The 13,058-nt window shown below is 72.1% G+C and carries 11 protein-coding genes; 10 read left to right on the top strand and 1 reads right to left on the bottom strand.

The window, feature by feature from the left end; genetic code table 11:
- From D7X12_RS31820 to D7X12_RS31780, 9 genes are all read left to right on the top strand, one after another.
- The coding region (locus D7X12_RS31820) for a chemotaxis protein CheW (protein ID WP_120629000.1) at positions 1-372 on the top strand (372 nt) is incomplete at its 5' end.
- Positions 373-417: 45 nt separating this feature from the next.
- Entirely contained in the window at positions 418-810 is a 393-nt protein-coding gene (locus D7X12_RS31815; RefSeq protein WP_120628998.1) for a hypothetical protein, read from the top strand.
- A gap of 94 nt (positions 811-904) precedes the next feature.
- Entirely contained in the window at positions 905-2,896 is a 1,992-nt protein-coding gene (locus tag D7X12_RS31810; protein WP_120628997.1) for a HEAT repeat domain-containing protein, read from the top strand.
- An 11-nt stretch (positions 2,897-2,907) separates the two neighbouring features.
- Positions 2,908-3,780: a CheR family methyltransferase gene (locus D7X12_RS31805; protein ID WP_208719401.1), complete on the top strand. Its 873-nt coding sequence runs from the start codon at positions 2,908-2,910 to the stop codon at positions 3,778-3,780.
- Positions 3,780-4,829 carry a chemotaxis-specific protein-glutamate methyltransferase CheB gene (cheB, locus tag D7X12_RS31800; protein WP_120628996.1) on the top strand — a complete coding sequence of 350 codons (1,050 nt, stop codon included), beginning with the start codon at positions 3,780-3,782 and terminating at the stop codon, positions 4,827-4,829. The genes D7X12_RS31805 and cheB overlap by 1 nt, the downstream gene beginning before the upstream one ends.
- Positions 4,830-4,899: 70 nt before the next feature.
- Positions 4,900-5,286 (top strand): response regulator, encoded by a 387-nt coding sequence (locus tag D7X12_RS31795; RefSeq protein WP_120613601.1) that lies wholly within the window; start codon positions 4,900-4,902, stop codon positions 5,284-5,286.
- 32 nt (positions 5,287-5,318) lie between these two features.
- Positions 5,319-6,098, top strand: coding sequence for an ABC transporter ATP-binding protein (locus D7X12_RS31790; RefSeq protein WP_120628995.1), 780 nt, complete (start codon positions 5,319-5,321; stop codon positions 6,096-6,098).
- On the top strand, positions 6,095-7,825 hold the full coding sequence (locus D7X12_RS31785) for a putative ABC exporter domain-containing protein (protein ID WP_120628994.1): 1,731 nt from the start codon (positions 6,095-6,097) through the stop codon (positions 7,823-7,825). Before D7X12_RS31790 ends, D7X12_RS31785 begins: the two co-directional genes overlap by 4 nt.
- A 24-nt stretch (positions 7,826-7,849) precedes the next feature.
- Complete coding sequence (locus D7X12_RS31780; RefSeq protein WP_120628993.1) at positions 7,850-8,740, top strand: NAD(P)-dependent oxidoreductase; 891 nt, start codon at positions 7,850-7,852, stop codon at positions 8,738-8,740.
- Positions 8,741-8,806: 66 nt separating this feature from the next.
- Here the strand turns inward: D7X12_RS31780 and asnS are convergent, their stop codons facing one another.
- Positions 8,807-10,207, bottom strand: coding sequence for an asparagine--tRNA ligase (gene asnS / locus D7X12_RS31775; protein WP_120628992.1), 1,401 nt, complete (start codon positions 10,205-10,207; stop codon positions 8,807-8,809).
- Between the two features lie 205 nt (positions 10,208-10,412).
- Between asnS and leuS the strand changes: the two genes are divergently transcribed.
- Positions 10,413-12,914: a leucine--tRNA ligase gene (leuS, locus tag D7X12_RS31770; RefSeq protein ID WP_120628991.1), complete on the top strand. Its 2,502-nt coding sequence runs from the start codon at positions 10,413-10,415 to the stop codon at positions 12,912-12,914.
- Positions 12,915-13,058 lie beyond the last annotated feature (144 nt).

The following is a 13,058-nucleotide window of genomic DNA, read 5'->3' as shown; positions in this document are numbered from 1 at the left end:
CCCCAGCGCGTGATCCCCATCCCCCACGCTCCCGCCTTCGTGGAGGGCGTGCTGCACCTGCGCGGCGCGATGCTGCCGGTGGTGGACCTGCGCCGACGCCTGCTGGGGCAGGAGACGCCAGCGACGAAGCGCACGCGGCTGCTCGTGTGCAGGCTGGGCGCGCGGCGCGTGGTGGCGCGGGTGGACCGCGTCGCGGAGGTGCTGCGCGTGCGCAAGGGCGACATCAAGCCCGCGCCCGCGCTGATGGCCGCCGGCCGCACGCCCTTCATCGTCGGCGTGTGCGGGCCTCCGGAGCGGCTGCGGCTGCTCTTGGACCTGAAGGCGCTGCTGCGCGCGGAGCTGGAGCGGGAGTCGCGCGGGACGCCGGGGTGAGCAGGCGCTTTCGTCGCGGGGCGCAGCGATTTAACGCACGTCCTCATGCGAGACCTGAGCGGACATCGGACGGCGCTGGGCTTCCTCTACCTGGGCCTGAGCGCGCTGAACCTGCTGGCCGCGGCGGGGCTCGCCTTCGTCACCTGGCTGGTGACCCAGATCGCCACCGGACGGCACCGCCCTGCGCCCGTGTGGGAGGGCCTGCCCGTCTACGTGATGGCGGGTTTCACCCTCTTCGTCCTGTGGATGGCCCTCTCGGGGCTCGCGGTGGGCGTGGGCCTGTTGCGCGGCGGCCGGGTGTCCAAGCCGCTGGCGCTCGTGCTCTCCATCCTGATGCTGCCCACCTTCCCCGTGGGCACGGTGCTGGGGGTCTACTCCCTGTGGTTCTTCTCGCAGGAGGGGTGGGACGCGGAGCCCGGGATGCAGCACGGGATGTGAGCGGGACCCGGGCGGCGCCGGGAGTCCACTCGCCCGGCTTCTTCGGGCAGGATGCGGGGGACTCGAAGGGCGGGCCGCCAGGGGAGTACGGCACATGAGTGACACGGTGCAGTCCCTCGCGGGGCAGGAAGAGGCCCGGTACCGGGCGTTGCAGGCGGTGGACCCGCGCGCGCCCGGAGCCCTGGAGACCTTCACCGCGGGGCTGCACGACGAGAGCTGGCGCGTGCGGCACGCGGCGGCGGAAGGGCTGCGGCGCCTGCCGGACCCCGAGGGCGTCACCGCGCGGCTCATCTCCGTGCTGGGCGAGCGCGGCGCGACGGGCGCGCGCAACGCGGCGGCCGAGGCGCTGGCCGGCATGGGCGAAGTGGCCCTGCGCCCCGTGGTAGACCTGTTGGCGCACGAGGATCCGGATCAGCGCAAGCTGGCGGTGGACATCCTGGGGCACCTGGGCCGCGCGGAGGTGGAGGGCGTGCTGGTGCAGGCGCTCGCGGACGTGGACCTCAACGTGCGCGTGTCCGCCGCGGAGGCCCTGGGCCGGATGGGCGGGGACGCCGCGGCGCGGGCGCTGGAGGGCCTGCTGGACGCGGAGACGGTCCTCCTGCGGCTCGCGGCGCTGGAGGGGCTCGCGGCGCTGCGCCGGGCGCCGGCCGTGACGCGGGTGATGCCGCTGGTGGAGGAGCCGGGGTTGCAGCGCAGCGCCCTGCGGCTCTTGGGGTGGTGCTCCCCGGGCGCGTCCACCGTGCGCATCTGCCGCGCCCTGGGCTCGCCCGTGCGTTCCGTGCGCGAGGCGGCCCTCGTCGCCCTGGGGACGCAGGCGGCGGCGCTGGGTCCCTACGAGCGCGGCGAGCTGGATGCCGTCGCGCGCGGGGTGCTGGGCCGCATCCCGGAGGTGAAGGAGCGGGTGGCGCAGGCGCTGGACGGCGAGGACGTGCAGGTGCGGGCCGGGGCGCTGGTGGCCGCCGGGGCGCTCGGAGAGGCGTCGCTGGCGCTGGCGGTGGCGGAGGTGGCGCGCGAGGACCGGCTCCTGCGCGAGGTGCTCTTCACGCTGGGCCAGCTGGGCCCGGACGGCCGGCGTCTGCTGCTCGCGAACATGGGGGCGCTGTCGCTGCCCGCGCGCACGGTGGCGGCGGAGGCGCTCGTTCTCCTGGTGGACGCGACGTCGGTGCCGGAGCTGTGCGTGCTGCTGGAGTGGGCGGAGGATGACCTGCGCGCGGTGGTGGTGCGGGCGCTGGGGCGCACGCGGTCTCCGGAGGCGCTGACGCCGCTGGTGGACCTGCTCGCGGATCCGTCGCTGTCGGGGACGGCGGCGCGGGCCCTGGAGCAGCTCATCACGGTCCATCCGCTGGCGGCGCTGGCGGCGCTGGAGGCCGCGGTGGAGCAGCGCACGACGCCCGCGGCGGTGGCCGTGTTGGGCCGTTGGGGGGGCTCCCAGGTGCTGCCCCTGCTGCGGCGGTTGGCGCGCGACGAGGAGGCGCCGTGGCGCGCGGCGGCGGTGGAGGCGGCGAGCCGGGTGGATGGCCGCACGGGCCTGGAGCTGGCGCGCGGCGCGCTGGCGGACGAGTCCGCGACGGTGCGCATCGCGGCGGTGCGGGCCCTGGGCCGCATGGGCGGGAAGGAGGCCGGCAGCTTCCTGGGCCTCGCGCTGAACGACGAGGACCGGGCCGTGCGCCTGGCCGCGGTGGAGGCGGTGGGCGTGGGCGGCGTGACGGAGCGGGCGCAGGAGCTGGAGGCGCTGGTGCGCCACGGAGACGGCGCGCTCGCGGTGCTGGCCGTGCGGGCCCTGGCGAAGCTGGGGCAGGTGGGGGCCGGCATGCTGTGGGACGCGCTGGGGCACTCGGACACGGAGGTGGTGAAGGCGGCGCTGGCGGCGCTGACGTCGGCGGAAGGGGCGGCGGACGGCGCGGCGCTGGCGGTGTCGCTGCTGGGCCATCCCCGCTGGGACGTGCGGGCGGCGGCCGCGCGCGTGCTGGGCGACCTGGGGCGCCCCGAGTGCCTGCCGTCCTTGCAGCAGGCGCTGGCGGTGGAGCACGACGCGCTGGCGCGTCAGGCATTGGTGGATGCGGTGGCACAGCTGTCCGGGCGCTGAGGGGAGGACGCATGCCACGCTTCGACGAAGGCCGTCCCGAGATGACGCTGGAGGAGTTCCGGCTCCTGCGCGACCACGTCTATTCCCACTGCGGCATCCTCATCCACGAGGACATGAAGTTCGTGATGGAGCGCCGGCTGTGGCCCCGGCTGGAGGCCCTGGGGCTTTTGGACTTCAGCGCCTACCACCGCTACCTGCGCTACGACATCCAGCGCACCGCGGAGCTGGAGGCGGCGGTCGAGTCCCTCACCACGCACGAGACGTACTTCTTCCGCGAACCCGCGCAGCTCAAGGCCTTCTGCGACGAGCTGCTCCCCATCCTGGAGAAGCGCAACGCGCGCACCCGTCGCCTGCGGGTGTGGTCGGCGGGATGTTCCTCCGGCGAGGAGGCGTACACGGTGGCGATGCTGCTGAAGGACAGCGGCCGCTTCAACGACTGGGACGTGGAGGTGTACGGCACGGACCTGTCGCGCCGGGTGCTGGCCGTGGCCCGCCGCGCCGAGTACGGGCCCAGCGCCCTGCGCGCGACGCCGCCCGATTTGCTGGAGCGCTTCTTCGTGCCCGCGGGGCTCAACCGCGTGCGCGTGCGCGACGACGTGAAGGCCTGGGTGAGCTTCGGCCACCACAACCTGACGGACGAGGCGACGAGCCAGCTCCTGCCGCGCACCGACGTCGTCTTCTGCCGCAACGTGATGATCTACTTCGACCAGGCCGCGCGCCGCCGGGTGCTGGCCGTCATCCGCGACCGGCTCTGTCCCGGGGGCTACCTGCTGCTGGGCCACGCGGAGAACCTGCTCAGCCTGGGCGCGGACTTCGAGCTGGTGCACCTCCGGGGGGACCTCGTGTACCGACGGCCGGACCTGCTGGGAGGGGAAGGACGCTGATGGGACGCCCGCTCAAGGTGCTCGTCATCGACGACTCGGCCACCAACCGCCGCATGCTCACCACGCTGCTGGAGTCGGCGCTGGACGTGCAGGTGCTGGACTGGGCGGGGGACGGCGAGGAGGGGCTCAGGAAGGTCCTGGAGCTGAAGCCGGACGTGGTGACGCTGGACCTGGAGATGCCCCGGCTGGGAGGCCACACCTTCCTGCGGCTCTTGATGCACGCCGCGCCCACGCCCGTCATCGTCATCTCCAGTTACGCGCACAAGTCGGACGTGTTCAAGGCGCTGGAGTTGGGCGCGTTCGACTTCATCGCCAAGCCGCCCCGGAGCACGCCGGAGGCGCTGGAGGGCCTGCGGCGGGAACTCCTCGACAAGGTGCGCGCGGCCCGCCACATGAAGACGGGCGGGCGGCACGGGCCCGGGGCCGCGCTGCGCAGCGCGGTGTTCGCGGGCGAGGCGCCCCAGGTCATCGCCGTGGGCGCGTCCACGGGCGGGCCCCCCGCGGTGCAGCGGCTGTTGGAGGGGCTGGCGAGCGAACCCACCGTGAGCGTGCTCGTGGGCCAGCACATGCCGTCGCAGTTCACCCGGGCGTTCGCGGAGCGGTTGGACCGCATCGGCCCCTTCACGGTGACGGAGGCGTGTGACGGCGACGTGGTGGCGCCGGGGCACGTCTACATCGCGCCAGGGGGGCGGCACCTGCTCCTGACGGACCGCTCGGGGCGGATGGAGCTGCGCACGCCCGGGCCCATGGGCGCGGACAAGTATGCTCCGTCGGTGGACCGGCTTTTCGAGAGCGCGGCGCAGGTGCTGGGCTCGCGCGCGGTGGCGGTGGTGCTGACGGGCATGGGCTCGGACGGGGCGCAGGGCGTGCGCGACGTCCGGCGCGAGGGCGGAGAGACGTGGGCCGAGTCCGAGGACACGGCGGTGGTGTTCGGCATGCCCAAGGAGGCCATCGCCACGGGCGCGGTGACGCGGGTGCTCCCCCTGGACGACATGGGCGCGGAGCTGGCCGCGCTGGTGCGCAGACGCCGACAGTCGACAGGGCAGTGAATCGGTGGTTCCCGGACAGGCTGCGTCACAATCCCGGGCTGGCGGGCCCCCGGGTGCTAGGCTTCCGGGCATGTCGCAGCAGCAGATCCGCGCGCTGGTGGTGGACGACTCGCAGGCCATGCGCCGCAGCATCATGTACGCGCTCCAGCGCCTCTCAGGGGTGGTCTGCCTGGAGGCCGAGGACGGCGTCGCGGGGCTGAAGATGCTCACCACGCAGGGCCGCTTCGACCTGGTGCTGACGGACATCAACATGCCGCTGATGGACGGGCTGAAGCTCATCAGCCACATCCGGCGGGCGACGGATCACCAGGGCGTGCCCATTGTCGTCGTGACGACGGAGGGCGCGGAGGTGGACCGGGCGCGGGCCATGGCGTTGGGCGCGAGCGCCTACCTCGTGAAGCCCGTGCAGGCCCGGGTGGTGCTGGAAACGGTGAAGGAGCTGCTCAAGCTCGACTGAGCTTCGAGCACGCTTTGGGGACCCAGGCACGCATGGAACCGGCGTTGGACGTCGAGGGGTTGCAGAAGACGTACGGCGCGGTGCAGGCGGTGCGGGGGCTGACGTTCCAGGTGGCCCCGGGCGAGGTGCTGGGGCTCGTGGGGCCCAACGGCGCGGGCAAGACGTCCACGCTGCGGTGCCTCGCCGGCATCCTGCCGCCGTCGACGGGCCGCGTGCGGGTGGCGGGGCACGACCTGGCGGTGGCGCCCGTGGAGGCGAAGCGCGCGCTGGCCTTCCTGCCGGACGAGCCACGCTTCTTCGAATACCTCACCGTCTGGGAGCACCTGAACTTCACCGCGCGCCTCTACGGCGTGGAGGACTGGGAGGAGCGGGGCCGCGCGCTGCTGGAGGAGATGGAGCTGACGGGCCGCGAGCGCTCCCTGCCGGGCGAGCTGTCGCGGGGCATGAAGCAGAAGCTGTCCATCGCGTGCGGCTTCCTCCACCAGCCCCGGCTCATCCTGCTGGATGAACCGCTGACGGGGTTGGATCCGCTGGGCATCCGCCGGATGAAGGCCTCGCTGCGGCGTCGCGCGGAGGAGGGCACGGCGCTGGTGTTGTCCTCGCACCTGCTGCCGCTGGTGGAGGAGCTGTGCCACCGGCTGCTCGTCATCGCCGGAGGCCGGGCGGTGGCGCTGGGCACGCTGCCGGAGATCCGTGAGCAGCTGGCCGGCGGAGCAGGGGACGGGGCCTCGCTGGAAGAGGTGTTCGTGCGCATCACCAGCGCGGCGGCGGAGGACCCGGACGCGTCCGGGCCGGGGCCCCGGGACTCGTGAGCTTCTCGCGGGCGGTGGCGTTCCTCTGGGCGAGGACCTGGCGCAACCGGCTGGTGCGTCAGGTGCAGCGGCTGAAGCGTCCGCGCTACCTGCTGGGCGCGCTGGTGGGCGCCGCGTACCTGTACTCGCTCGTGGGGCGCAGCGTCTTCGTCCAGGGCACGGGCCGGGGCGTGTCCCTCAATGCGCGCCTGTTCGCGGAGTTCTCGCTGGAGCTGTCGGTGCTGGGCACGCTGATGACGGCGTGGGTGCTGGGCGCGGACCGGCCGGCGCTGACCTTCACGCAGACGGAGGTGCAGCACCTCTTCCCTGCGCCCGTCACGCGCCGGGCCCTGCTGCACTACAAGCTGCTGCGAGGCCTGTTGAGCGCGAGCCTCGCGGCGCTGGCGGCGACGCTCTTCGTGGGGCGCTTCACCAGTCCCCGGCCGGTGCTCTTCTTCTGCGGCGCGGCCCTGGCCATGGGGACGCTGTACCTGCACGGCACGGCGGCGTCCTTCGTGCGCGCGTGGCTGGTGTCGAGGGGCCGCTGGGGCAGCACCGTGCGCTGGACGGTGGTGGGGCTGGTCCTCCTGGCGGTGGCGTGGACGCTGCTGTCCACGCTGCGCGTGCACCCCTGGCCGGAAGACATCTCCACGCCCTACGTCCTCCGCGAGTGGCTGCGGGAGGTGCTGAGCGCACCCGGAACCCGGGCGTTGCTGTGGCCGGGCCGAGCGCTGGTGGCCCCCGCGATGGCGCGCAGCGGACAGGACTTCCTGCGCTACCTGCCCGCGTCGCTGGCGTTGCTGGTGGCGCACTACGCCTGGGTGCTGGCGGTGGAGGTGCCCTTCGAGGACTCGGCGGTGGCCGGAGCGGACGCGCGGACGCGGCAGCGGGCCCAGCGGGGCGACCGGGGCGCGCGCGGAGGCACGCTCCGGGTGGGGCGCGTGCCCTTCGTGCTCCGTGCGCGGGGGCGTCCGGAGGTGGCGCTGCTGTGGAAGAACCTCATCGCGCGCAAGCGGCTGGGCGGAGGGCTGGTGATGCTGCTGGCTTTCGTGCTGCTGGGCGCGCTGGTGGCGCTGGTGCTGGGGGACACGCGGCTGTTCGCGAACACGCGTGAGCTCTTGGGCCCCATGAGCCTGATGGTCGCGGTGGCGATGGCCGTCGTCGGGCCGAGCGCGTTCCGCACCGACCTGCGCATGGACCTGCCGAAGCTGGAGTTGCTGCGCGCGCTGCCGCTCACGGGCCGGCAGGTGGTGGGCGCGGAGCTGGCGGCGTCGGCGCTGACGCTGGGCGCGGCGCAGTGGGTGATGCTGCTGGTGGCGCTGGCGCTGGGCGTGGGGACGGACGACGAGACGCTCGCGCCGTGGTCGACGCCGGTGGTGCTGGGGCTGATGCCGGTGTTGCCGGCGCTGGGGCTCGCGGGGCTGTTCGTGCAGAACGCGGCGGTGGTGCTGCTGCCCGCGTGGATCCCCGCGGACTCGGAGCGGGCGCGCGGCGTGGAGGCGCTGGGCCAGCGACTGCTCACGCTGGTGGGCACGCTGGTGGTGACGTTCCTGGGACTGTTGCCCGCGGCGGTGGTGGCCCTCCTCGTGGGCTATCCGCTGTTCACTGTCATGGGGCGCTGGGCCGCGCCCCTCGCCGGGCTGGTGGTGGCGGGGGCACTCTTCGCGGAGGTGGCGCTGGGCGTCGCCCTCCTGGGCCGCGCCTTCGAGCGGCTGGACGTGTCCGAAGAGCAGTCGAACGAAGCGTGAACGCGAGCACGAAGGGAACACCCCATGAAGGTCGGCTTCATCGGAATGGGAAACATGGGCGCGCCGATGGCGAAGAACCTGCTCGGCGCGGGCCATGACGTCGCGGTCTGGAACCGCACCGCCTCCAAGGCGCAGCCGCTGCAAGCGCAGGGCGCGCGCGTGGTGAAGACGCCCGGCGAGGCGGCCCGCGACGCGGAGGTCGTCGTGTCGATGCTGGCGGACGACTCCGCCGTGGAGGCGGCCGTGCTGGGGCCGGACGGCATCGTCGGGGCGCTGCCGAAGGGCGCGGTCCATGTCTCCTCCAGCACCATCTCCGTCGCGCTCTCGGAGCGGATGACGAAGGCGCACGCGGACGCGGGCCAGGGCTACGTCTCCGCCCCCGTCTTCGGCCGCCCCGAGGCCGCCGCGGGCAAGCAGCTCTGGGTCGTCACCGCGGGCCCGAAGGCTGACGTGGACCGCGTGCGTCCACTGCTCACGGCCCTGGGCCGGGGCCTGACGGAATTGGGCGAGACGGCGTCGGCCGCGAACGTGGTGAAGCTCTCCGGCAACTTCCTCATCGCGTCGATGATGGAGGCCCTGTCGGAGGCCTTCGCGCTGACGGAGAAGTCCGGCGTGGAGCGCGCCGCGTTCCTGGATGTCTTCAAGTCCGTCTTCGCCCGCGCGCCCATCTTCGAGAACTACGCGGGGGCCATCGCGAAGGGGCAGTACACGCCCGCGGGCTTCGCCCTGCGCCTGGGCCTCAAGGACGTGACGCTGGCCCTCGAAGCGGGACGTCACGCGGAGGTGCCCCTGCCGCTGGCGAGCCTCCTGCGAGACCACTTCCTCACCGGCGTCGCCCAGGGGCGTGGCGATGAGGACTGGTCCGCGCTGGGGGCCCTCGCGCAGGAACGCGCGGGCCTCCCGAAGAAGGGCTGACGCACGAAGGGCCTCCACGGGGGATGAACCCGGGAGGCCCTGTTGCTTCACGTCACCGTGCAGCGACTAGAACTGCGCGGAGCCCGGGACGCGCGGGTAGGGGATGGCGTCGCGGATGTTCTGCAGGCCGCAGATGTAGACGATGAGGCGCTCGAACCCGAGCCCGAAGCCCGCGTGCGGCACGGTGCCGTAGCGGCGCAGGTCGCGGTACCACTGGTAGTGCTCCGGGTTCAGGCCGAACTTGACCATGCGCGCATCCAGCACATCCAGGCGCTCCTCGCGCTGGCTGCCGCCGATGATCTCCCCGATGCCCGGGGCGAGCACGTCCATCGCGGCGACGGTCTTCCCGTCCTCGTTGATGCGCATGTAGAAGGCCTTGATGGCCTCCGGGTAGTTCATCACCACCACGGGCCGGCCCACGTGCTCCTCGGTGAGGTAGCGCTCGTGCTCCGTCTGGAGGTCCTTGCCCCACTCCGGCGTGTACTCGAACTTCTTCTTCGCCTTCTGGAGGATGGAGATGGCCTCCGTGTAGTCGATGCGCTCGAAGCTGGAGCCGATGAACTTCTCCATCCGCTCCGTGACGCCCTTCTGCTGGCGCTCCTCGAAGAACTTCATGTCCGGCGCGCACTCGTTGAGCACGGCCTTGAACACGTACTTGAGGAACCGCTCCGCCAGCGCCGCGTCCTCGTTGAGGTCCGCGAAGGCGATCTCCGGCTCAATCATCCAGAACTCGGCCAGGTGCCGCGTGGTGTTGCTGTTCTCCGCGCGGAACGTGGGGCCGAACGTGTAGACCTTGGACATGGCCAGGCAGTACGCCTCCACGTTCAATTGCCCGGACACGGTGAGGTAGGCCTCCTTGCCGAAGAAGTCCTTGCCCCAGTCAATCTTCCCGTCCGGCCCGCGCGGCGGGTTGCTGGCATCCAGCGTGGACACGCGGAACATCTGCCCGGCGCCCTCCGCGTCGCTCGCGGTGATGATGGGCGTGTTGACCCAGCAGAAGCCCTCTTCGTGGAAGAAGCGGTGCACCGCCTGCATCGCTGAATTGCGCACGCGGGTGATGGCGCCGAAGGTGTTCGTGCGCACGCGCAGGTGCGCCACCTCCCGCAGGAACTCCAGCGAGTGCTGCTTGGGCGTGATGGGGTAGGTGTCCGGGTCGTCCACCAGCCCCAGCACCTGCACCTCGTCCGCCTGGATCTCGAAGGACTGCCCCTTGCCCTGCGACTGCACCAGCGTGCCCCGGCAGATGACGGAGGCGCCGGCGGTGAGGCGCAGGACCTCCTTCTCGTAGTTGGGCAGCGAATTGGGGGCGACGACCTGGATGGGGTCGAACACGGACCCGTCGCTCACGTTGACGAAGCTGATGCCCGCCTTGGAGTCGCGGCGCGTCCGCACCCAGCCGCGCACCTCCACCTTCGAGCCCGCCTCGACCGAGCCCGACAGGGCCCTCTTCACACTCACGACCTGCATGGTGCTCTCCCTCTGCTGCCAGACCGGGAAGGCGAGTTAGTCGTGCCCGGGCCGGAGGGCAAGCACCGAGCGAGGCCTGCCCCCTTGAGGGCCCACCCACATGGGCCTCCCCGTCAGTCCCCTGGGGTCCCCAACCGTCCGGGCCTTCAACGCACCAAGACTAGTTGCCCGCATGTCGCACCTCCCGCTAAGAGACTGGAAAGCCATGGCGATGAACGAGCGTTACGAGCCGCAGTCGATTGAAGGAAAGTGGCAGACCCGCTGGGACCAGGAGGGCGTCTTCCAGGCAGGCAGGCGTCCGGGCGCCCCCAAGAAGTACGTCCTGGAGATGCTGCCGTACCCCAGCGGTCAGATGCACATGGGGCACGTGCGCAACTACCTCATCGGGGATGTCTACGCGCGCTACTACCTGATGCGCGGCTTCGACGTGCTCCACCCCATGGGCTGGGACGCCTTCGGTCTGCCGGCGGAGAACGCGGCCATCAAGGACGGCGTCCACCCGGCCATCCGCACCGTGGAGAACATCGAGTCGTTCAAGGCGGAGATCAAGACGCTCGGCTACAGCTACGACTGGTCGCGCGAGGTGAACACCAGCCAGCCGGAGTACTACCGCTGGAACCAGTGGTTCTTCCTCCAGATGCTGGAGCGCGGGCTCGTCTATCGCCGCTTCAGCAAGGTGAACTGGTGTACCGGCTGCCACACCGTCATCGCCAACGAGCAGGTGAAGGACGGCCGCTGCGAGCGCTGCTCCTCGGAGGTGCTGGACAAGGAGATGCCCGAGTGGGCGTTCCGCATCACGAAGTACTCGCAGGACCTGCTCGACGCGCTGGACACGCTCAAGGAATGGCCGGACAGCATCACCGCCCGCCAGCGCAACTGGATTGGCCGCTCGGATGGCGCGGAGGTGGACTTCCGCGTGCAGGGGCATGACGCGGCCCTGCGCGTCTTCACCACCCGCGTGGACACGCTCTTTGGCTGCACCTACGTGGTGCTGGCGCCCGACCACAAGCTCGTGGCCCAGGTGACGACGCCGGAGCGCCGCGCGGACGTGGAAGCCTTCGCCAAGCGCATGGCGGCGCAGAACAAGACGGAGCGCCTGGGCGAGGACGCGGAGAAGGAAGGCATCTTCACCGGGGGCCACGCGCTGCACCCGTTCACCGGGCAGCCGGTGCCGATCTGGATCGCCAACTTCGTGGTGAGCGACTACGGCACCGGCGCGGTGATGAGCGTGCCGGCGCACGACGAGCGCGACTTCGCCTTCGCGCGCAAGTACTCGCTGCCCGTGCGCGTCGTGATTCAGCCGGCCACGGGCGACAAGCTGGGCGCGGGGGAGACGCTGACCGGGGCGGCCACCGCCGACGGCGTGCTCGTGGACTCCGGGGACTTCACCGGCCTGCCTTCCGCGGAAGCGCGCGTGAAGATGGCCGCGACGCTGGAGTCCCAGGGCCAGGGCAAGGCCACGGTGACGTACCGCCAGCGGGACTGGGGCTTCAGCCGCCAGCGCTACTGGGGCACGCCCATCCCCATCGTCTACTGCGAGAAGTGCGATCCGGAGCGCAAGGGCCTCCCCGTGCCGTTGGATCAGCTCCCGGTGCGCCTGCCGGACATCGACACGCAGGAGGTGCTCACCGGCCGGGGCGAGCCGCCGCTCGCGAAGGTCGCGTCCTTCGTCAACACCACCTGCCCGAAGTGCGGCGGCCCCGCGCGTCGGGAGGCGGAGACGATGGACACCTTCGTCGACTCCTGCTGGTACTTCGCGCGCTACCTGTCGCCGCACTACGACGCCGCGCCCTTCGACCCCGAGGTGGCGAAGCAGTGGCTGCCCGTGGACGTGTACGTGGGCGGCCCCGAGCACGGCACGATGCACCTGCTCTACTTCCGGTTCTGGACCCGGGTGATGAAGCTGCTCGGCCTGTCGCCGGTGGACGAGCCCGTCAAGCGGCTCATCACCCAGGGCATCGTCAACGGCGCCGACGGCCGGAAGATGGGCAAGCGCTACGGCAACGGCGTGGCCCCGTCCACCATCGTGCAGAAGTACGGCGCGGACACCGCGCGCACCTACGTGCTCTTCGCGGGCCCGCCGGAGCGCGACTTCGACTGGTCCCACGAGCAGGTGGAGGGCGTGCACCGCTTCCTCAAGCGCGTGTGGGCGCTGGCCGCCACGCACCACGCCTCGGTGGCGGACGTCACGTACGACGGCCCCTATGAGGGCAAGGCGCTGGAGACGCGCCGCGCGGCGCACAAGTGCCTCAAGCGCGTGGGCGAGGCGATTGAACGCCTGTCCTTCAACACCGCCGTGGCCGGCGTGATGGAGTGCGTGAACGCGCTCTACGCGGTGGGCACCCCGGAGACGCCCGCGGAGAAGGCGGCGATGGCGGAGGCGATGCGGCTGCTCGCGCGCATCCTCACCCCGTTCGCGCCGCACATCGCGGACGAGGTGGCGGAGGCCTACGGCGCCAGGGCGCTCACCGTGACGGAGGCCTGGCCGGAGTTCGACCCTGGGCTGGTGGTGGACGACGTGATCCCGTACGCCGTGCAGGTGAACGGCAAGCTGCGCGCGGAGGTGCGCGTGGCGGCGGATGCGAGCGAGGCGGACGTGCGCGCGGCGGCGGAGGCGGAGGAGAAGGTGAAGTCCGCCCTCGAAGGCAAGACGCTGCGCAAGTTCGTCTTCGTCCCCAAGCGGCTGGTCAACTTCGTCGTCGGCTGACGGAAGGGGAGGGGCCCCGTGCCCGCGGAAGTGCTCGTCATGTGCTCCGCCTGCGGGCGCCCCCAGTCGGCGGCCCGGCGCCGCTGCGCCTTCTGCAACGCGGAGCTGCCGGAGGCGCCCCTGCCGCCCCTGGCGCCCGCGTCC

It is taken from the genome of Corallococcus sicarius, from assembly GCF_003611735.1.
GTDB classification, from domain to species: Bacteria; Myxococcota; Myxococcia; order Myxococcales; family Myxococcaceae; genus Corallococcus; species Corallococcus sicarius.
Note: the sequence above shows the minus strand (reverse complement) of the source record. Positions and strands in the feature narration are given on the sequence as shown.